An 18,716-nucleotide genomic window follows, 5' to 3' on the forward strand; every position below is an offset into this window, starting at 1 on the left:
AGCCCTGTAAGGGGTGGAGTTGACTGGTACTAATAGGCCGAGGGCTTGTTTACAAAGACGCTTCGCATCCACTGTGTGGTTCTGAGAGAACCAATCAGGCATCACTTGTAGGGCTTCGGCCTGGCGGGTGGGTGTTTGTGGGATTCTTTCATAGTGTTTCGGTGGTGTTAGCGGAGGGGAAACGCCCGGTCCCATTCCGAACCCGGAAGCTAAGCCCTCCAGCGCCGATGGTACTGCACTCGTGAGGGTGTGGGAGAGTAGGACGCCGCCGGACAAAATTTGCCCGATGCGGGTCGAGTTGAGCCTTGAAGGTTCCTCGACCCGCATCGGGCCTTTTTACGTTGTACCTTCATCCCGTGCCAAAACCGCTGCTGGTCATCGACGCCGCCAACGTCGTCGGATCCGTGCCCGACGGCTGGTGGCGCGACCGCGCCGGCGCCACCACCCGCCTGCGTGACTCCCTCGCCGGCCTCGCCGCCACCGGACTCCCCCAGACCGGCTCCCCCATCGACGTGATCCTTGTCGTCGAAGGCAAGGCCCGCACCGTCACCAGCTCTGACACCATCCACGTCCACGTGGCGCCGCACTCCGGCGACGACGCCATCGTCGACCTGGTCGCCGACGAATCCACCAGCGGTCGCCCCATCTACGTCGTCACCGCCGACCGCGGCCTCCAACGCCGGGTCGCCCCCTACGTCGCCGAGATCCTCGGCCCCCACTCGGTCAGGAACCCCCGTCAGGACTGAGGCTCCGGGCCGCGTTGTCGAGCAGCTGCTTGTACGTCATCACGTCGATCCGACTGAGATGGCTGTTGTAGCTCCGCAGCGTCTCGTTGACGGCCTGCTCCTCGAAACTGACGTCGTACATCGGATGCCCGATGACCACCGTCCCCGATGCCGAACCGCTCGAAGATCTCCCCCGACTCTCATCGACCCCGCGCGTAGGTAGTCGGCGACCTGCATCACGGCATCGTGTACCGCCGCTGTCGGAACGGCCGCCCCACGGTGCCGCTTCACGACGGTCATATTCGCCTACTTCAGCCCATGACGTGGAGAACGCCGTCCGGCCGGAGCAGAGTGATGTCGACCTCGTGTCCCGGCACGAGCCGGCGGACCGGACTGCCGGTTACGAACTCTCCGCCGAACAGCCAAGGTGCGCCGGCGAGAGCCTGTTGGAGGCGTTGTTCCTTGCTGTAGGGGTTCTCGACCACGCGCTGTATCTCGTCCAGCTGCCGGCTCCGCAATGCGAGGACCGTCGCACCGACCAGCAACTCGGCGTCGTCGACCGCGAGGAGGGACTCCACCCGGGGTCCAGGTGCGGACCGTCGGGCATGAACTCGATTCGGTCAGCCAGGAGATCGAGTCCCCCGGCCATGTTGTCGGTGCGGATCCGGAAGGCGCCGTAGTGGCCGGCGCGGCGAGCCCGGACGAACCTGATCCCCCGCTTCGTGGTCTCGGCGTTGAGGATGTCCACGATGCTCAAAGCCAGTTGGTCGGTCGCCGCGCGCTGATGCAAGTCGAGCAGCAGAGACTTGAGGGTCCAGTCCGCTCTGATGTACACGGGGCGAGGCTACGGATGCCGATCACATGCTGGACCGTGGAACACCGGGCTCGGCCGCTGGTGTTGACTCGGGATGTGACCACTGCGAAGCGTCGTGCACGGGTCCGCGCCCCTGAGCTGGTGGGGCGTGGATGGCTGAACACCGGGGGGAAGGCCGTCACGCTGGCCGCGTTGCGGGGGCGGATCACGCTGCTCGACTTCTGGACGTTCTGCTGCATCAACTGCCTGCACGTGCTGGACGAGCTGCGACCGCTGGAGGCGGAGTTCGCGGATGTGCTGGTGACGATCGGGGTGCATTCGCCGAAGTTCGTGCACGAGGCGGACCCGGACGCGTTGAAGGCGGCGGTGGAGCGGTACGAGGTGCATCATCCGGTGCTGGACGACCCGCAGCTGACGACGTGGCAGAACTACGCGGTGAAGGCGTGGCCGACGCTGGTCCTGGTCGACCCGGAGGGCTACGTGGTGCACGTGGCGGCGGGCGAAGGACACGTGGAGGCGCTGCGCCGCATCATCGCGGAGCTGATCGACGAGCATGAGGCGAAGGGCACGCTCCGGAGGGGTGACGGACCGTATGTGCCGCCGCAGCAACAGGAAACGGAGCTGAGGTTCCCGGCGAAGATCGCTGTCACGCCGCAGGACACGCTCCTCGTGACGGACTCGGCGCACCACAGCGTGGTGGAGCTGGAGGCGGACGGCGAGACGGTCATCCGGCGCATCGGCACGGGCGCTCGCGGGCGGCAGGACGGCGGCCCGGACGAGGCGACGTTCGCGGAGCCGGCGGGGATTGCCTTGCTGCCCAAGGACATCGCGGAGAAGGTCGGCTACGACGTGGTGGTCGCGGACACGGTGAACCACCTGCTGCGCGGCATCAACCTGAGCACCGGCCATGTCACGACGATCGCCGGCACGGGCGAGCAGTGGCGCATGGGGGACACCGACGGGCCGGCGGATGAGATCGACCTGACGAGCCCGTGGGACGTGGCCTGGTGGGCGCCGGCCAACGGTGTTGTTGTTGCCATGTCGGGGAATCACACGCTGAGCCTGTTCGACCCGATCGCGCGGACGGTGAGCCGGTTCGCCGGCACGACGGTGGAGGGCCTGAAGGACGGGCCGGCGCTGGAGGCGTTCTTCGCGCAGACGTCGGGCCTCGCGGCCGACGGCGACAAGCTGTGGCTGGCCGACTCGGAAACATCGGCGCTGCGCTGGATCGACAGCGACTTCGACGTGCACACCGCTGTGGGCCAAGGACTTTTCGACTTCGGCCACCGCGACGGCGCCGCCGACCAGGCCCTGCTGCAACATCCGCTCGGCCTGGCGGTGCTGCCCGACGGCAGCGTGGCCATCGCGGACACGTACAACTCGGCGATTCGGCGCTACGAACCGGAAACCGGCGAGATGTCGACGCTGGCCACCGATGTCGCCGAGCCGTCCGGTGCAGCCATTGTGGACGGTGAGCTGGTGGTCGTCGCCTCCGCGGCGCACCGCCTGGAACGCCCGGTGCCGCCGGGGGTTTCGGCCCGGCTGGTCGCCGGCGACGCACACCAGGTGCGCCGGCCGCCGTCGGACATCGGCACCGGCGAGCTCGAACTGGCGGTGGTCTTCACGCCGCCGCCCGGACAGAAGCTGGACGACCGCTACGGCCCGTCGACCCGGCTGGAAATCACCTCCTCGCCGCCCGGGCTGATCGCGCAGGGGGCGGGCGAATCCACCGACCTGACAAGGAAGTTGACGATCGCGGAGGGCTTCGCCGAGGGTGTCCTGCACGTCGTCGCGCAGGCCGCCAGCTGCGACGACGGCCCGGGCGTCGAGCACCCGGTGTGCCGGCTGACCCGGCAGGACTGGGGCGTGCCGGTGCGCGTCAGCACGGGCGGTCCGCGGCGTCTGGCGCTGGTCATGGGCGGGGTCGACGACCAGACGACGTAGAATTCGCCCGTGGCCGACTCCAAGCTCCAGATCCAGATGCTGCACGACCGGGTGCTGGTGAAGATCTCGCCGGAGGACGGTGAGCGCCGCAGCAGCGGCGGCATCGTCATTCCGGCCACCGCCCAGGTCGCCAAGCGGCTCGCCTGGGGCGACGTCCTCGGCGTCGGCGGGCACGTGCGCAACGTCAAGGTGGGCGACCGGGTGCTGTTCAACCCGGAGGACCAGCTGGAGGTCGAGGTGCAGGCCCAGACCTACACGGTGATGCGCGAGCGCGACATCCACGCCATCGCCAACGAGCAGGCCGAGCAGGGCACGGGGCTGTACCTCTAGAGTTCCCGGCCTTTGCGGCGCTGCTCCTCCGCGCGTTCCCGGCACTGCCGCAGGAACTCCGCGTCGTCGTCGGGGTTCCCGGCGACGTGCCGGCCCGGCCGGTCGTACTCCGGGAACCGGGACGTGCCGCGGCTCGGGTAGGTCGCCGTGCGTGGCTTGCCCACGGCCAGCCACAGGATCGAGCCAACCAGCGGCAGCAGCAGAACGACGAGCAGCCACAGCATCTTGGGCAGGTGGCGCGTCACCGACTCGTCGCTGACGATCACGTCGACCAGACAGAAGATCCACAGACAGAAGATGGCCACGCCGACGGCGCCGTCGAAGTAGAGCACCGCTATCACTCCCCCTGAGAGAACCGGACGACGCGCATCTTGGCACGCCACCCTGACATTCCGGGCGTGAGTCACGAAAAAACCGGCGGCGGCCCTGCGTGAAGCAGGAACCGCCGCCGGTGTCGGCGGTGAGGCGGGCTCAGAACGCGGACTCGTCCACGTCCATCAGCGAGTTGTCGGTGGTCTCGGCGATCTTGCGGCGCGAGGACAGCTCCGGCAGCACGGTCTTGGCGAAGAACGACGCCACCGCGACCTTGCCCTCGTAGAAGGCCTTGTCCTTGGCCGAGGGAGTGCCGGCCAGCGCGGCCAGGGCGACCTCGGCCTGGCGCAGCAGCAGCCAGCCGACGAGCACGTCGCCCGCGGACAGCAGCAGCCGCACGGTGTTCTGGCCGACCTTGTAGACGTTGCGCACGTCCTCCTGGGAGGAGGTGAGGTAGCCGATCATCGTGCCGAGAATGCCCTGGAGGTCCTGCAGGCCCTGGGCCAGCGCGGCCCGCTCCTCCTTGAGCCGGCCGTTGCCGCCCTCGTTGTCCAGGAACTTCTGGATCTCGTTGTTGATGAAGCCCAGCGCCTGGCCCTTGTCCCGGATGATCTTGCGGAAGAAGAAGTCCAGGGACTGGATGGCGGTCGTGCCCTCGTACAGGCTGTCGATCTTGGAGTCGCGGATGTACTGCTCGATCGGGTAGTCCTGCAGGAAGCCCGAGCCGCCCAGGGTCTGCAGCGACTGCGCCAGCTGCTCGTAGGCCCGCTCGGAGCCGACGCCCTTGACGATCGGCAGCAGCAGGTCGTTGATGCCCTCGGCCAGCTTCACGTCGCCGGCGCCGGCCAGGATCTGGTCCTGGAAGGTCGCGGTGTACAGGTACACCGAGCGCAGGCCCTCGGCGTAGGCCTTCTGCAGCATCAGGCTGCGGCGCACGTCCGGGTGGTGGGTGATGGTGACGCGGGGCGCGGTCTTGTCGGTCATCTGCGTCAGGTCGGCGCTCTGCACGCGTTCCTTGGCGTAGGCCAGGGCGTTCAGGTAGCCGGTGGACAGCGTGGCGATGGCCTTGGTGCCGACCATCATCCGGGCGTGCTCGATGACCTGGAACATCTGCGCGATGCCGTCGTGCACGTCGCCCAGCAGCCAGCCCTTGGCCGGCACGCCGTGCTGGCCGAAGGTCAGCTCGCACGTCGTGGAGACCTTGAGGCCCATCTTGTGCTCGACGTTGGTGACGAAGGCGCCGTTGCGCTCGCCCAGCTCGCCGGTCTCGCTGTCGAAGTGGAACTTGGGCACCAGGAACAGGCTCAGGCCCTTGGTGCCCGGCCGCGGCTCGATGCCGGGGCCCTCGGGGCGGGCCAGCACCATGTGCATGATGTTCTCGGTCATGTCCTGGTCGCCGGACGTGATGAACCGCTTCACGCCGTCGAGGTGCCAGGAGCCGTCGGGCTGCAGCACGGCCTTGGTGCGGCCGACGCCGACGTCGGAGCCGGCGTCGGGCTCGGTGAGCACCATCGTGGCGCCCCAGGCGCGGTCGATGGTGATCTGCGCCCAGTGCTTCTGCTCGGCGTTGCCGTTCTTGTGCATGATCGCGGCGAAGCTGGCGCCGGCCATGTACATGAAGGCGGCCGGGTTGGCGCCGAGGATGAGCTCGGCCGCGGCCCACTGCACCGACGGCGGGATGCCGAAGCCGCCCAGCTCGACGGGCAGGGACAGGCGGTACCACTCGCCGTCCCACAGCGCCTTGTAGGACTTCTTGAACGACTCGGGCAGCGTGGCCGAGTGCGTCTTGGGGTCGAAGACCGGCGGGTTGCGGTCGGCGTCGGCGAACGACTCGGCCAGCGGCCCGACCGCCAGGTTGTTCAGCTCGCTGAGCACGCCACGAGCCGTGTCCTCGTCGGCCTGCTCGAACGGCCCGGTGCCGAGGCTCTCCTGGACGTTGAACACCTCGAAGAGGTTGAACTCCAGGTCACGCACGTTGCTCTTGTAGTGGCCCATGGCTTCCTTGCTCCCCTACTAGCCGGTAACAACAGGATATTACCTGCCAGTAACACCGGCAAGGGTCTTCCCCCGGTTGTGGCGACACATCACAGGGCCGCTCGACTGAGGGTGACCATGCGAATACCCAGACCGACCAGCACGAGTCCGCTGACCCGGTCCATCCAGCGCCGAACGAGCGGGCGGCTGAGCACCCGCCGGGCCAGACCGATCGCCAGCACCACGAGCGTGTAGTAGCTGGCCGACAGCGCCATCTGGACGGCCGCGAGCACGAAGGTGTCGACCAGCGGGTTGCCGTCCGGCGGCAGGAACTGCGGCAGCAGGGCGAGATAGAGCACAGCGGCCTTGGGATTGGTCACATTGGTCATGAAGCCGGCGCGCAGCGAGGCCAACGGGCTGCGCTTGGCGGTCGGCTGCTCCTCGGCCAGGCGTGCCGGCTCGCGGCGGGAGCGCAGCAGCGACTGGATGCCCAGCCAGCACAGGTAGACCGCGCCGGCGACCTTCAACACCACGAACGCGATCTCCGATGTGCGCACCAGCGCCGTCAGGCCGAACGCCGACGCCGTGGCCCAGACGACCAGGCCCAGGGTGTTGCCGGCGACCGTGGCCAGCCCAGCCGTGCGCCCGGAGCGCAGCGACTGCGTCAGCATCACGGCCAGCGAGGGTCCGGGGGCGATGATGATCAGCAGGCAGGTGAGGACGAAGGCCAGGGAGATCACGGCCCCTAGTTCACCTGTCCGTGCCGGCCACGAGCAACCCGATTCGGTAAGAGATGGCGACGGCGTGTGCCCGATCACGCGCCCCGAGCTTGCGCAGCATCCCCTTGATATGGGTTCTGACCGTCTCCACGGACACGAACAGTGCCGACGCGATGGCCCGGTTCTCCAGGCCGTCGGCGATCAGCTGGAGCACCTCGAACTCGCGCCGGGTGAGCCCGCACGATGCCGGCTGGCCGTCGGTGTCGGCCGCCGCCAGCAGCGGGGCCAGCGTCGGGTCGACGTAGCGGCGGCTGATCGGCGTGTGGTGGATGGCATGGAGGACCTCCGCCGGCTCCGCCTGCCTCGGCACAACGCCGCGGGCGCCCCGGCGGAACACCCGCTGGGCGAACTCCGCCGTGCAGTGCGCGTCCCGCAGCACCATCAGCACCACCAGGGCCTCGTCCTGCTCGGTCAGCAGCCGCGTGAAGTGTCCGAGCGGATCCAGGGCCGAATCGACGAGCAGCACGTCCGGTCGATGGCGCTCATGCAGCTGGACGGCCGCGCGGTGATCACGGGCGGCACCGCTCCAGTGCAGGCCGGGCGTGCGGTTGACCAGCGTCGACAGGCCCTCGCGGAACAGCGGGACCTGGTCGAGCAGGGCGACGCCGATCGTGGCCTGGCGTCGCCGCTGCGCGGGGGCGGTCCGCTGGCCAGCGATGTGTGGTGCGGTCATGCCGACGGGACGAGGGCCACCCGCACGCCTGACGTGACCGGCGCACGGAGCAGCGGTTTTATCCCCCAAGTGGGGGACGCCGGCGCGTGATGTTCACCTATCTGAAAGTCAGTCACAAATGTGACTCAATCCCCCCGGAAGGGTTCCCCGCGCCGAAATACGCACGTAGGACCTACGTCACACATCCTGAGTGGATGCCGGGTCCGACCGCCGCCGGATCGCGGACTTCCGCACGGACCGACTCGCGCACGGGTCGGCGCAGAGAAACGAGGCGATCTGGCGTGACGCAAACGGAGGGTCTGCCAGCACGGCGGAACATCAACAGAGGAACGCTGTTCTTCTTCGGTGCCCTCGGCGGCATCCTGTTCGGCTACGACCTGGGCGTCATCTCAGGTGTTCTGCTGTTCATCAAGAAGATCTGGAACCTCAGCCCGGTCCAGCAGGGCTTCGTCAACGGCGCGCTGGCGGCCGGCGCGATCATCGGCGCGCTGCTGGTGATCAAGCTGGCCGACTCGCTCGGCCGGCGTAAGACGATCATCGTCGCGGCCAGCGTGTTCGCGGTCGGCACCATCGGCTGCACCTTCGCGCCGACGTTCGAGACGCTGGTGGCGTTCCGGTTCATCGTCGGCATCGCGGTCGGCGCGTCGTCCGCGACGGTGCCGACCTACCTGGCCGAGCTCGCCCCGGGCAAGGTCCGCGGCATGCTCGGCTCGCTGAACCAGCTGATGATCGTCAGCGGCATCCTGATCGCGTACATCGTGGACGACATCCTGGCCGACTCGGCCAACTGGCGGGCCATGATCGCCGCGGCGATCATCCCGGCGGTGATCCTGCTCGTCGGCATGCTCCGGATGCCGGAGTCGCCGCGCTGGCTGCTCAAGAACGGCCGCGACACCGAGGCCCGCGAGGTGCTCGCCAGCACGCTGCAGGGCCAGGGCGTCGACGCGGAGTTCGACGAGATCAAGGAGATCATCCGGCTCGACGGCGAGCAGGCCAAGGGCACGTTCAAGGACCTGACCGCCAAGTGGGCCCGGCCGGCCCTGGTCGTGGCCCTGATCCTGGCCGTCGGCCAGCAGTTCTCCGGCGTCAACGCGGTCAACACCTACGCCCCGATCATGTTCAGCAACCTGGGCTACGGCGCGTCCGCGGCCCTGCTGGCCGCCGTCGCGCTCGGCGTCGTGAAGGTGCTGTTCACGGTGGCCGAGATGTTCGTGGTCGACAAGTGGGGTCGCCGTCCGCTGCTCCAGGTCGGCGGCGCGCTGATGGCCGGCACGCTGATCGTGCTCGGGCTGTGCGTGTCCCTGATCAAGGACACCAGCGTCATCGGACCGATCACCCTGGTGCTGCTCATCCTGTTCCTGGCCGGCTACGAGCTCGGCTGGGGCGCGGTGGTGTGGGTCATGATCGGCGAGGTGTTCCCGCTGCGGGTCCGCGGCATCGGCACCGGCACCGCCAGTGTCGTGCTGTGGGCGGCGACGTTCACCATCACCTTCGTGTTCCCGGTGATGTACGGCAACCTCGGCCTGGCCGGCGCGGCGTGGATCTTCGCGGCGGTCTGCGTCATCCTGGTGCTGCTGGTGACGAAGTTCGTGCCGGAGACCAAGGGCCGCACGCTGGAGCAGATCGAGCTGGAACTGCGCGATCGCGTGAACGTCTGATTTCTGTCCGACCCCGTCGGTAGCGTGCCGGACATGGCTACCCGACTGGACAACGTGGTCGTCGACGCGGCCGACCCGCTCGCACTCGCGGGCTTCTGGTCGGCCGCGCTCGGCGTCCCGATCAGCTATCACGACGAGAACGAGGTCGACGTCGGCCTGCCCGGCTTCGACCTCGTCTTCGTGCCGGTGTCCGAGCCCAAGGTCGAGCAGAACCGGGTGCACCTGGACCTGGCCAGCCAGTCCGCCGACGACCAGGCCGCCATCGTCGCGCGGCTGCTGCTGCTCGGCGCCGAGCACGCCGACATCGGCCAGGGGCCGGATGTGCCGTGGGTGGTGCTGACCGATCCCGAGGGCAACGAGTTCTGCGTGCTGGAGCACCGTGACGAGTACAGCGGCATCGGGCCCGTCGCCGCCGTTGTCGTCGCCGCCCAGGATTCCCTTGCCCAGGCCCGGTTCTGGGCCGAGGCGACCGGCCGGACGGTGACCCGCTCCGGTCCCGACTGGGCGTCGTTGCCCGGTGAGGCCGGCGCGTGGCTGGAGTTCGTCCACAGCCCCGCCACCCGGGCCGCCAAGAACCGTGTGCACCTCGACGTCCGGCCGCGACCCGGTGACGACCAAGCCGCCGACGTCGCCCGCCTGCTCGCCGCCGGCGCCGTGCCGGCCGACATCGGGCAGGGCGATGTGCCGTGGACGGTGCTCGCCGACCCCGAGGGGAACCAGTTCTGTGTGCTCCGCCCGGCGGCGACGTCCATCCGAACGGGGGATTAGGGCCTTACGACTCTGCGGACTGCCCCCGGGCCTGCGTACCGTGCTGATCGCGCGGCGATCCGCGCACGTGTGGAGACCTCGTCCTGCGGACGCCCCCCGACGCAGGACGAGCCATCCGCCGAGTCGCGCTCACCTGCCGGCTCGTCGTTCAGTTCTGATCGTCGAGCCGGGACGGTGACCTCCCCTGGACCTCATCGCTTTCGCGCCCGCCACGGACCTTCTCCGTGCCGCCGACTTCTACGGCTCCGTGCTCGGCCTCGAACATGTCGAAACAAATCCCTTCGCCGCCGTCTTTCGCGCCGGCGCCGTCATGCTCCGCGTCACCAAGGTCGACGCGTTGGCGCCCCAGCCCTTCACCATCCTCGGCTGGTCCGTGCCCGACATCCGCGCCACCATCGCCGACTTCGCTTCGCGTGGTGTGGAGTTCACCCGCTACGACGGCATGCCCCAGGACTCCCTCGGGATCTGGACCACCCCCGACGGCTCCCAGATCGCCTGGTTCCGTGACCCCGACGGCAACACCCTGTCGCTCACCCAGTTCGTCTAAGTGCTAGTGAATTCGCCTTCTGCCGTCTCGTAGATGCAGCGGATTCGATGGCTGGACAGCAGATCGACGAGGTCAGCCTTCGGGAGCTCGGGCAGCAGCACCGCTAGGTGCTCGTGTTCCACGAACCTCGCGTAGTCCAGCACCTGCCCCAGCGCCTGCCGCACGTACTCCCGCTCCGCCGATCCCTTCGCCTCGATCAGCTCCTTGCGGTCCACGTCGTACAGATCGACGCGCAACGGCCTTGTCTCGCCCTGCAGCAGGATTCCCTTCGCGATGACACCATGGTCGTCGGCGTCCCGCCACTCCCGGAACCGCTTCGTCAGCTCCGCCTCGACCCGGCTCGCGTTTCGCTTCGTGGTCCCACGCACCGGGAACGTCGTCGTTCGATGGGCCTCGACGGGCATGTCGAAGACCACCGTCCCCAGGTTCCGGTCGACCACATCCACGGTTGCCACCTGCTCCGGCCGGAGACCAAGCAGCCTGGCGCGAAGCGCACGGGCCTCCGCGAGGACTTTCATGGGGTCGTCGATGAGCTCCTTGGCGACCACCGCGTCGAGCCGGTTGCCTCGGGTCCGCTTGCCTCTGTAGTCGGGATGGCTGGTCACGATGTCCGCCATCTTCCTGGCCACAGCATTAGCGTTACGGAAGTCCGGGCCATGTTCCTCGAGTGGATGAAACTCCGTGGTCTGAAGCAATTCTGAGAGCTCGATGACCTGCACGTCGCGCTCGCCGCCGGACGGCTGCCGCCAGTCGTTGGCCGCCACGATCACACAGGCCAGGAGGATCTCCTCTCGGGTCCACGGCCGCACAGGGAAGTACCGCACTGTGCAGCCCAGCGCCTCGAGCTGGCGCGCGACTGTCTGATCGCCGCCGGAGAAGGCGTCCGTGGCCAGGCCAAGCGCGGCCCCGGCGATCGCTTTCGAATCGTAGAGCTGCTCGTCGATCTCCAGGAAGTACGACCTCGCTTTGCCGAAGCTGTACTTCCGGAGGAACTCCTCCCGGCCGAGGTCATCGAACTCGGCGACTGCCCGCAGCACGCCGTCTCGTGTCAGGTCCCCCAGAGCCATCCCGCCAGGGTAGCGGTCAGCCCAGACCGATCTGCTGGTAGAAGTTCGTGTTGTCCCAGAACAGAAACTCTTCGTCCATCGTGCCCTGGCGGTTCCACAGTCCCACCGTGGCCATGTTGATGGAGTAGGAGCGGCCCGTCGGCGCGATGAAGCCGCCCTTGCCGTCGGGCATGGGGCGGCTGAACGTGCCCTTCATGACCCCGGTGACCGCGGTCAGGTTGTCCTTGGCGATGCGCAGCGGGTGGCTGTTGATGTGCGTGTCCGGCGCCCACACGAACATCGCGGCCAGGTCGGCGATGTGCTTGTCGATGCCGTCGGTGTAGTGCCCGTCGGGCCAGTGCACGCGGATCGTGCGGGCGTGGCTCTCGTTCAGCCGGGCCCAGTCGGCCTGGGAGAACACGACGAAGTCCAGTTCGTCGAACTTCTTCAGGTGTTCCCGCTCCTGCGCGGTCAGGTTGCCGGCGAACGGCGGGTTCGGCACCGGGGTCGTCGCGGGGTCGGGCATCAGGTGCGTGCCGGTGTCGGTGGCCGTGGCCGTGCCGTCGGCGACGGCGGACAGGGCCAGCGCGCCGAACACGGCCGCTCCGCCCCGGCCGATGAGAGTGCGGCGGTCGAGCATGGGCTCCTCCTCAGTCGTTCTTTGACGCGCCCATGAAACGACCGCCGCCCACGCCGGGGCCATGACTCTCCGTCACCCCACTCATTCGCCACGTTTATGGCATATTCGCGACCGATAAGCTGGTGCCGTGTCCACCGCCCAGGAGCTGGTCGCACTCCGTTCGTTCCTCGCCGTCTACCGCACCGGCGGCGTCGCGCGGGCCGCCGAGCAGTTGGGCTTGTCACAGCCTGCTGTGTCGCATCACCTGCGCGCCGTCGAGACCTTCACCGGCCGCCCCCTGTTCGCCCGCGCCGGCCGGGGCATCGCCCCCACCGAGGCCGGCCACGCCCTCGCCGCCGAGGTCGCCCCCCACCTCGACGTGCTGGACCTCGTCATCGACGGCCGCCGCACCGACGCCGTCGACGCCGGCCCCGTTTTCCTCGGTTCCCCCGGCTCGCAGTTCGACCACCACATCGCCGCCGTCCTCGGCCCCCTCGCCGACCAAGGCGTCTGCCTGCGCCACCGCATCGGGCTCTCCGACGACCTCGTCGCCGCCCTGCTCGACGACCGCCTCGACATCGCCGTCATCACCAAGATCGAGGGCACCCCCCGCTCCCGCCTGCACCTACGCCACTGGTTCGACGAGGAGTTCGTCCTCGTCGGCCGCCCCGACCAGCCCCCTTTTCACCCCTCCGACCTCCCCCGCCGCCTTTTCATCGGCTATTCCGAGGAAATGCCCATGTTCCGCCGCTATTTCCGCTCCTGCTGGGACCTCCCCGCCCCACCCGCCGCCGTCACCATGCCCGACATGACCTCGATCATCACCTACGTGGCCGCCAGCACCCTGCTGTCCGTGATTCCCCTCCACCACGCCCGCCCCGCCCTCGCCGCCGGCCGCCTCGCCCTCCTTCACCGCCCCGCCACCCCCGTCCTCAACCCCGTCTACCTCGCCACCCGCCGCGGCCGCCAGTCCCGCCCCCACCTCAAGACCCTCTTCGACGCCCTCCTGGCCACCCCCGGCACAAGGTGATGAGAAGGAAGTGAGCATCCCGACGCAAAGACCGCAGCGAGAGGAGGAAAGCAGCGTTGATGCGGCACAAGGAGGAAGCCGCCGCAAGGGCGCGGTGAGGTAGAAGAAGCAAGAGTGAGTTCGAGAAAACGAAGCCTGAGGCGACAGCGAATACCCAGCGCACCGCCAAACACAGCAGCCCTCACCCCAGGAAACCTTCACAGCGCCATGGGGGGTGCAGGGGGGCGAAGCCCGCCCTGCCCGGGGGTCTGGGGCGCGAGCCCCAGTGAAACGGCGAGGGCCCCGGTGCGCGCTTTATGCGCACACGGAGCCCTCAGCCCGAGCGGGTGACGGGAATCGAACCCGCGTTTACAGCTTGGGAAGCTGTCATTCTACCATTGAACTACACCCGCATGATCGTTCGTAGCTTACACGATGCGGCGGGGGCGTCCAGCGTGTGGGTGGGCGGCTATGGTGTCGGGGTGCTGCTGAGTGACCGGGACCTGCGCAAAGAGATCGACGCCGGACGGCTGGTGTTGGAGCCGCTGGATGTGGATCTTGTTCAGCCGTCGAGCATCGATGTGCGTCTGGACCGGTACTTCCGGGTGTTCAACAACACCAAGTACACGCACATCGACCCGAGCCGTCAGCAGGACGACCTGACGACGCTGGTGGAGACGGAGGGGGACGAGCCCTTCGTGCTGCACCCGGGGGAGTTCGTGCTGGGGTCGACGTTCGAGCGGGTGAGCCTGCCGGACGACCTGGCGGGGCGGCTGGAGGGCAAGAGCTCGCTGGGCCGGCTGGGGCTGCTGACGCACTCGACGGCGGGGTTCATCGACCCGGGCTTCGAGGGGCACATCACGCTGGAGCTGTCCAACGTCTCGAACCTGCCGATCACGCTGTGGCCGGGCATGAAGATCGGCCAGCTGTGCCTGTTCCGGCTGGAGAGCCCGGCGGAGCACCCGTACGGCTCGAAGCAGGCGGGCTCGAGGTATCAGGGCCAGCGGGGCCCGACGCCGTCGCGGGCGTACCTGAACTTCCAGCGCACGGACACGAAGCGCTGAGCTACTCGGCGACGAACTCCTGCCCGTAGCGGGCGAGGACCCGGGCGCGGAGGCTCTGGTCCTCCCGGGGCACGGGTTCGAGGAAGATCTCGTCGAGGGAGGGGAACTCGGCGTTGAGCTCGGCGGCGATGCGGACGCAGGCGCGTTCGAGGTCGGCGGCGCCGAGGTTGTCGTCGAAGTCGAGGCGGGCGCAGAGCAGCACCCGGCTGGTGCCGGTGAGCATGGTGAGCAGGTCGACGACGACCTCGACCTCGGGGGCGGCGGTGAGCCGGGCCCGGAGGGTGCGGACCAAGGCGACGTCGGCCTGGCGGCCGATGAGCAGGCCCCGGTTGGTGCGGCCCAGCACGTAGGCGCAGCCGGCCAACAGGGCGGCGATGAGCAGGGACGCGACACCGTCGTAGACGACGGAGCCGGTGAGCTGGTGCAGCAGCAGGCCGAGGAAGGCCAGCACGAGGCCGATGAGCGCGGCGGCGTCCTCGAAGAACACGGTCTTGGCGGTGGGATCGTCGATGTCCCGCAGGTACTTCATGATCGACGTGCCGTCCCCGGCGGCCTCTTTACGGATCTGCACGACGGCGCGGGACAGCGACACGGACTCCAGCACGAAGCCCAACGCCAGCACGATGTAGGCGACGGTCGGGTTGCCCTCCTCGGTGTTGCCGCCGACCAGGGCGTCGTAGCCCTGGATGAGGGCGAACACGGCGCCGGAGGTGAAGATCGACACGGCGGCCAGCAGCGACCAGAAGTAGCGCTCCTTGCCGTAGCCGAAGGGGTGTTTGCGATCGGCGGGCCGCTCGGACCGGCGCAGCGCGGTGAGCAGCAGGGCCTCGGTGATCGAGTCGGCCACGGAGTGCCCGGCCTCGGCCAGCATGGCGGCGGAGCCGCTGAGCACGCCGGCCACCGCCTTCATCAGGGCGATCCCGATGTTGATGCCGAGCGCCACCAACACAGTGAGTGTGCTTTCGCCACTTCCTTCATCCGCCACGGGAATTACCGTAACCGAGTTGCGACGCAACCGGGTGACAACGTGACGCGTCCTGTGATGTTCACCTGAACAGTCGATGATGGACGGACGATTTCCGTTGCGGGGCAAGGCAACCGGGGCAACCGCCGTGACGTCTTGAGAATATCTGAGACACCACCGCAGGGGGGAAATTTCCGATGAAGCGCTTCGCCGTGGCGGCTCTTGCCGTCGGTCTGCCGCTACTGTCCGTCGCCACCGCGCACGCCTCTACGCAGTCGTACACCGTGTCGGGTGTCGCCTGGAAGGACCTGAACGGCGACGGCATCCGCCAGTCGAGCGAGCCGTTGCTGCCGGACATCAAGATCGGCAGCACCACCACCGACGCCGCCGGCCGCTACAAGCTCGAGATGCCGTCGTCGCCCGACGGCGCCGGGTCGCCGGCGATCCAGGCCGGCCGCAGCATCGAGGACGGCCGGTTCGTGCTGACCCGGCCGAGCCAGGGCCCCGCCGGCACGAACTCCGACTTCGACTGGAACAACGGCTGGCTCCAGACGAACGAGGCGCCGGTCCAGGGCCTGCTCGACAACATCGACGTGGGCTACATGCCGACCAGGAACGACGCTGCCGTGAAGATCACGCCCGAGCAGACCGGCCCGGTGCACGTGGGCGACGACGTGGCCTACGAGATCGCCATCGACAACAACGCGTTCCCCTCGTACGTCGGCGTGCGGGTGGTCTTCCCCGACGGCGTGACGCTGGACCCGTTCGCCGGCGTGAGCTCCTGGGCCGAGCCGGTGGGCACGACGGGCATGGACATCCGGTTCCTGCGGGCCATCGAGCCGAACGAGACCCGGACCCGCGAGGTCAGCGGCAAGGTGACCAAGCCGATCGACGGCCTGGTCACCGTGGGTCTGATCGACCGGGCCAGCGATGTCGACGGGGCCAACGACAAGTCGTCGGCGCCGCTGAAGACGGCCGAGACGTCGACCACGCCGACCTCGACGCCGGTCGCGACGCAGCCGACCAGCCCCGCGGCCAACCCCAGCCCCAAGCCGCAGCCGGTCGTCGCTAAGTCGCCGGAGGTCAAGGCGCTGGCCAACACGGGCGCCGACCCGACGTGGCCGCTGATCGGCGGCCTGGTGCTGCTGGCGGCCGGCGTCGGCACGGTGCTGTTCGCCCGCCGCCGCCGGGCCTGACAACCGAACAAAAAGGGGCGGCGCCGGATGGCGCCGCCCCTTTTCCGTGCGAGAACTAGACGTTCGCGGGCTGTTCCCCACCGCGCTTCACGGCGGCGAGCAGGAGCTGGGCCACGTCCACGACCTCGACGTGCTCGGCGGCGGCCTGCTCGGACTTGCGGGCGGTCAGGCCGTCACTGAGCATGACCCGGCAGAACGGGCAGCCGGTGGCGATCTTCGTCGGGGCGGTGCCGAGGGCCTCGTCCACGCGCTCGACGTTGATGCGCTTGCCGATCCGCTCCTCCATCCACATGCGCGCGCCGCCGGCGCCGCAGCACATGGAGCGGTCGCCGTGGCGGGGCATCTCCCGCAGCTCGGCCCCGGTGGCCCCGACGAGCTCACGCGGCGCGTCGTAGACCTTGTTGTGCCGGCCCAGGTAGCACGGGTCGTGGTAGGTGACGTCCTCGGCGATCGGCGCGACCGGCACCAGCCGCTTCTCCCGCACCAGCTTGTTGAGCAGCTGCGTGTGGTGCACCACCTCGAACGTGCCGCCCAGCTGCGGGTACTCGTTGGCCAGGGTGTTGAAGCAGTGCGCGCAGGTGACGACGATCTTGCGCTTGCCGGGCTCGCGGCCTTCGAAGACGGTGTTGAGCACCTCGACGTTCTGCTGCGCCAGCATCTGGAACAGGAACTCGTTGCCGGCCCGCCGCGCCGGGTCGCCGGTGCAGGTCTCCTCCGGGCCCAGCACGGTGAACTTCACGTCGGCGTTGTGCAGCAGCTCGGCCACGGCCTGGGTGGTCTTCTTGGCCCGGTCCTCGAAGGCGCCGGCGCAGCCGACCCAGAACAGGTACTCGACGTCGGCGGCGAGCTCGCCGTCGAACACCGGCACCTCGAACGGCAGGCCCTCGGTCCAGGCCAACCGGTCCTTGCCGTTCTGGCCCCAGGGATTGCCCTTGTTCTCCAGGTTCTTGAACATCCCGCCCAGCTCGGTCGGGAAGTTCGACTCGATGAGCACCTGGTAGCGCCGCATGTCGACGATGTGGTCGACGTGCTCGATGTCGACCGGGCACTGCTCGACGCAGGCGCCGCAGCTGGTGCACGACCACAGCACGTCGGGGTCGATGACGCCCATCTCCTCGGCCCCGCCGATCAGCGGCCGGCCGGACTCGGCCAGGGCCAGCACGTCGATCTTGGCCAGCCGGGCCTCGGCGTCGTCGCCGACGATGCCGATCTCGTCGCCGGCCATGTCCCTGCGGCCGCCGGCCATCAGGTACGGGGCCTTGGCGTAGGCGTGGTCGCGCAGCTGGGTGATGAGCAGCTTGGGGGACAACGGCTTGCCGGTGTTCCAGGCCGGGCACTGGGACTGGCAGCGGCCGCACTCGGTGCAGGTGCTGAAGTCCAGCCAGCCCTTCCAGCTGAAGTCCTCGATCTGGCCGGCGCCGAAGACGTCCTTCTCCGGGTCGGCCTCCTCGAAGTCCAGCGGCTTGCCGCCGCTCATCATCGGCCGCAGCGCGCCCAGCGCCACGGCGCCGTCGTCCTCGCGCTTGAAGTAGATGTTGAAGAAGGCGCTGAACCGGTGCCAGGCCACGCCCATCGTCAGGTTCCTGGACACGACGGCGAGCCAGATCATGCCGGACAGCAGCTTGATGATCGCCATCACGGAGACCAGGTCCGGGTTGGCCGGCAGCAGGTGGCCGAGCGGCGCGGTGACGAAGTTGGCCCACAGCGGCTGGTCCTCCAGCCCGCTGGCCTCCTTGAACACCTTCACGCCGAGAATGCCGAGGCCCTCGATGATGACGACGGCCTCGACGAAGTAGGCCTGCTTGAAGTTGGAGCCGGCGAACCGGGACAGCCGGTCGGCCCGGCGCGGGTGGTTGAGCTGGCGGATGACCGCCAGCGCCACGCCGCCGACCACGGTGCCGACGCCGAGCACCTCGGTGACGAAGTTCCACACCGCCCAGTCGCCGATGACCGGCCAGTGCCAGGCCGGCACGAAGACCTCGCCGTAGGCCTCGAACAGCACGAGCGAGCCGATCAGGAAGCCCCACATGACCAGCCAGTGCCACGGCGCGACGGTGCGCACCTTGGCCATCCTGGTGTGTGCGGCGAACTCCTTGACCAGGGTCGCCATCCTGGGCAGGAACGGGCCGTTGCGGGTGGGGTCGGGCTGGCCGAGCCGAATGGTGCGCACCTGGCGCAGCACGGCCGCGGCGAACATGCCCCACGCGACGAGGCTGACGGCAACACCGATCACACCGAGCGTGATCTGCAGAGCACCCATTGCTCCCTCGCCCTTCCGTTACGGACAAGTCGTC

The 18,716-nt window shown here is 68.7% G+C and carries 19 protein-coding genes, 1 tRNA gene and 1 rRNA gene; 10 read left to right on the plus strand and 11 right to left on the minus strand.

Features of this window, described 5'->3' with window-relative positions:
- Positions 1-157: 157 nt before the first annotated feature.
- Positions 158-274, plus strand: a 5S ribosomal RNA gene (rrf, locus tag AB0M73_RS45220).
- An 82-nt stretch (positions 275-356) separates the two neighbouring features.
- Positions 357-746: an NTP pyrophosphohydrolase gene (locus AB0M73_RS45225; protein WP_363905659.1), complete on the plus strand. Its 390-nt coding sequence runs from the start codon at positions 357-359 to the stop codon at positions 744-746.
- On the opposite strand, the gene AB0M73_RS45230 is transcribed toward AB0M73_RS45225, so the two are convergent.
- Both AB0M73_RS45230 and AB0M73_RS45235 read right to left on the minus strand, forming a co-directional pair.
- Positions 724-867, minus strand: a complete 144-nt coding sequence (locus AB0M73_RS45230) for a hypothetical protein (protein ID WP_363905661.1) — start codon at positions 865-867, stop codon at positions 724-726. The genes AB0M73_RS45225 and AB0M73_RS45230 overlap by 23 nt on opposite strands.
- Positions 868-1,036: 169 nt before the next feature.
- A complete protein-coding gene (locus tag AB0M73_RS45235; RefSeq protein WP_363905662.1) occupies positions 1,037-1,303 on the minus strand; it encodes a hypothetical protein in 267 nt (88 codons plus the stop codon).
- A gap of 272 nt (positions 1,304-1,575) precedes the next feature.
- Between AB0M73_RS45235 and AB0M73_RS45240 the strand changes: the two genes are divergently transcribed.
- Positions 1,576-3,483: an NHL domain-containing thioredoxin family protein gene (locus AB0M73_RS45240; RefSeq protein ID WP_363905664.1), complete on the plus strand. Its 1,908-nt coding sequence runs from the start codon at positions 1,576-1,578 to the stop codon at positions 3,481-3,483.
- 9 nt (positions 3,484-3,492) lie between these two features.
- Complete coding sequence (locus tag AB0M73_RS45245; protein WP_043720720.1) at positions 3,493-3,813, plus strand: co-chaperone GroES; 321 nt, start codon at positions 3,493-3,495, stop codon at positions 3,811-3,813.
- On the opposite strand, the gene AB0M73_RS45250 is transcribed toward AB0M73_RS45245, so the two are convergent.
- The 4 genes from AB0M73_RS45250 to AB0M73_RS45265 form a co-directional block, all read right to left on the minus strand.
- A complete protein-coding gene (locus AB0M73_RS45250) occupies positions 3,810-4,145 on the minus strand; it encodes a PLDc N-terminal domain-containing protein (RefSeq protein WP_043720721.1) in 336 nt (111 codons plus the stop codon). The genes AB0M73_RS45245 and AB0M73_RS45250 overlap by 4 nt on opposite strands.
- A 139-nt stretch (positions 4,146-4,284) precedes the next feature.
- Positions 4,285-6,120 carry an acyl-CoA dehydrogenase gene (locus AB0M73_RS45255; RefSeq protein ID WP_363905666.1) on the minus strand — a complete coding sequence of 612 codons (1,836 nt, stop codon included), beginning with the start codon at positions 6,118-6,120 and terminating at the stop codon, positions 4,285-4,287.
- A gap of 89 nt (positions 6,121-6,209) precedes the next feature.
- Positions 6,210-6,839, minus strand: coding sequence for a LysE family translocator (locus AB0M73_RS45260; protein WP_363905668.1), 630 nt, complete (start codon positions 6,837-6,839; stop codon positions 6,210-6,212).
- A gap of 10 nt (positions 6,840-6,849) precedes the next feature.
- Positions 6,850-7,551 carry a response regulator transcription factor gene (locus AB0M73_RS45265; RefSeq protein ID WP_363905670.1) on the minus strand — a complete coding sequence of 234 codons (702 nt, stop codon included), beginning with the start codon at positions 7,549-7,551 and terminating at the stop codon, positions 6,850-6,852.
- 281 nt (positions 7,552-7,832) lie between these two features.
- Between AB0M73_RS45265 and AB0M73_RS45270 the strand changes: the two genes are divergently transcribed.
- The 3 genes from AB0M73_RS45270 to AB0M73_RS45280 all read left to right on the plus strand — a co-directional run bounded on the left by AB0M73_RS45270 (position 7,833) and on the right by AB0M73_RS45280 (position 10,524).
- On the plus strand, positions 7,833-9,209 hold the full coding sequence (locus AB0M73_RS45270) for a sugar porter family MFS transporter (RefSeq protein WP_363905672.1): 1,377 nt from the start codon (positions 7,833-7,835) through the stop codon (positions 9,207-9,209).
- A gap of 33 nt (positions 9,210-9,242) precedes the next feature.
- Complete coding sequence (locus AB0M73_RS45275; RefSeq protein ID WP_363905674.1) at positions 9,243-9,977, plus strand: VOC family protein; 735 nt, start codon at positions 9,243-9,245, stop codon at positions 9,975-9,977.
- Positions 9,978-10,170: 193 nt separating this feature from the next.
- Positions 10,171-10,524, plus strand: a complete 354-nt coding sequence (locus AB0M73_RS45280) for a VOC family protein (RefSeq protein WP_363905703.1) — start codon at positions 10,171-10,173, stop codon at positions 10,522-10,524.
- On the opposite strand, the gene AB0M73_RS45285 is transcribed toward AB0M73_RS45280, so the two are convergent.
- Entirely contained in the window at positions 10,521-11,591 is a 1,071-nt protein-coding gene (locus tag AB0M73_RS45285) for a hypothetical protein (protein WP_363905676.1), read from the minus strand. The two genes, AB0M73_RS45280 and AB0M73_RS45285, sit on opposite strands and share 4 nt — an antisense overlap.
- A gap of 16 nt (positions 11,592-11,607) precedes the next feature.
- Entirely contained in the window at positions 11,608-12,210 is a 603-nt protein-coding gene (locus AB0M73_RS45290) for an ester cyclase (protein WP_363905678.1), read from the minus strand.
- Between the two features lie 127 nt (positions 12,211-12,337).
- Here AB0M73_RS45290 and AB0M73_RS45295 point away from each other — a divergent pair, with 127 nt between their 5' ends.
- Positions 12,338-13,219, plus strand: coding sequence for a LysR family transcriptional regulator (locus AB0M73_RS45295; protein WP_363905680.1), 882 nt, complete (start codon positions 12,338-12,340; stop codon positions 13,217-13,219).
- A 321-nt stretch (positions 13,220-13,540) separates the two neighbouring features.
- On the opposite strand, the gene AB0M73_RS45300 is transcribed toward AB0M73_RS45295, so the two are convergent.
- A tRNA-Gly gene (locus AB0M73_RS45300) sits at positions 13,541-13,611 on the minus strand.
- A 69-nt stretch (positions 13,612-13,680) separates the two neighbouring features.
- On the opposite strand from AB0M73_RS45300, the gene dcd reads away from it, so the two are divergent.
- Positions 13,681-14,262, plus strand: a complete 582-nt coding sequence (dcd, locus tag AB0M73_RS45305; RefSeq protein ID WP_363905682.1) for a dCTP deaminase — start codon at positions 13,681-13,683, stop codon at positions 14,260-14,262.
- A gap of 1 nt (position 14,263) precedes the next feature.
- On the opposite strand, the gene AB0M73_RS45310 is transcribed toward dcd, so the two are convergent.
- Positions 14,264-15,247 carry a cation diffusion facilitator family transporter gene (locus tag AB0M73_RS45310; RefSeq protein ID WP_363905684.1) on the minus strand — a complete coding sequence of 328 codons (984 nt, stop codon included), beginning with the start codon at positions 15,245-15,247 and terminating at the stop codon, positions 14,264-14,266.
- A gap of 176 nt (positions 15,248-15,423) precedes the next feature.
- On the opposite strand from AB0M73_RS45310, the gene AB0M73_RS45315 reads away from it, so the two are divergent.
- Positions 15,424-16,422 carry an LPXTG cell wall anchor domain-containing protein gene (locus tag AB0M73_RS45315; protein ID WP_363905686.1) on the plus strand — a complete coding sequence of 333 codons (999 nt, stop codon included), beginning with the start codon at positions 15,424-15,426 and terminating at the stop codon, positions 16,420-16,422.
- A 55-nt stretch (positions 16,423-16,477) separates the two neighbouring features.
- On the opposite strand, the gene AB0M73_RS45320 is transcribed toward AB0M73_RS45315, so the two are convergent.
- On the minus strand, positions 16,478-18,682 hold the full coding sequence (locus AB0M73_RS45320; protein WP_363905688.1) for a (Fe-S)-binding protein: 2,205 nt from the start codon (positions 18,680-18,682) through the stop codon (positions 16,478-16,480).
- Between the last annotated feature and the right edge of the window lie 34 nt (positions 18,683-18,716).

The sequence above is a fragment of the Kutzneria sp. NPDC051319 genome, from assembly GCF_040682195.1.
Classification (GTDB): domain Bacteria; phylum Actinomycetota; class Actinomycetes; order Mycobacteriales; family Pseudonocardiaceae; genus Kutzneria.

What these genes read in the sequence shown, in the direction of transcription:
- AB0M73_RS45265 (WP_363905670.1), bottom strand. Translation starts at nt 7,551, where the DNA reads ATGACCGCACCACACATCGCTGGCCAGCGGACCGCCCCCGCGCAGCGG.
- AB0M73_RS45275 (WP_363905674.1), top strand. Translation starts at nt 9,243, where the DNA reads ATGGCTACCCGACTGGACAACGTGGTCGTCGACGCGGCCGACCCGCTC.
- AB0M73_RS45315 (WP_363905686.1), top strand. Translation starts at nt 15,424, where the DNA reads ATGAAGCGCTTCGCCGTGGCGGCTCTTGCCGTCGGTCTGCCGCTACTG.
- AB0M73_RS45285 (WP_363905676.1), bottom strand. Translation starts at nt 11,591, where the DNA reads ATGGCTCTGGGGGACCTGACACGAGACGGCGTGCTGCGGGCAGTCGCC.
- AB0M73_RS45320 (WP_363905688.1), bottom strand. Translation starts at nt 18,682, where the DNA reads ATGGGTGCTCTGCAGATCACGCTCGGTGTGATCGGTGTTGCCGTCAGC.
- AB0M73_RS45255 (WP_363905666.1), bottom strand. Translation starts at nt 6,120, where the DNA reads ATGGGCCACTACAAGAGCAACGTGCGTGACCTGGAGTTCAACCTCTTC.
- AB0M73_RS45240 (WP_363905664.1), top strand. Translation starts at nt 1,576, where the DNA reads ATGCCGATCACATGCTGGACCGTGGAACACCGGGCTCGGCCGCTGGTG.
- AB0M73_RS45230 (WP_363905661.1), bottom strand. Translation starts at nt 867, where the DNA reads ATGTACGACGTCAGTTTCGAGGAGCAGGCCGTCAACGAGACGCTGCGG.
- AB0M73_RS45290 (WP_363905678.1), bottom strand. Translation starts at nt 12,210, where the DNA reads ATGCTCGACCGCCGCACTCTCATCGGCCGGGGCGGAGCGGCCGTGTTC.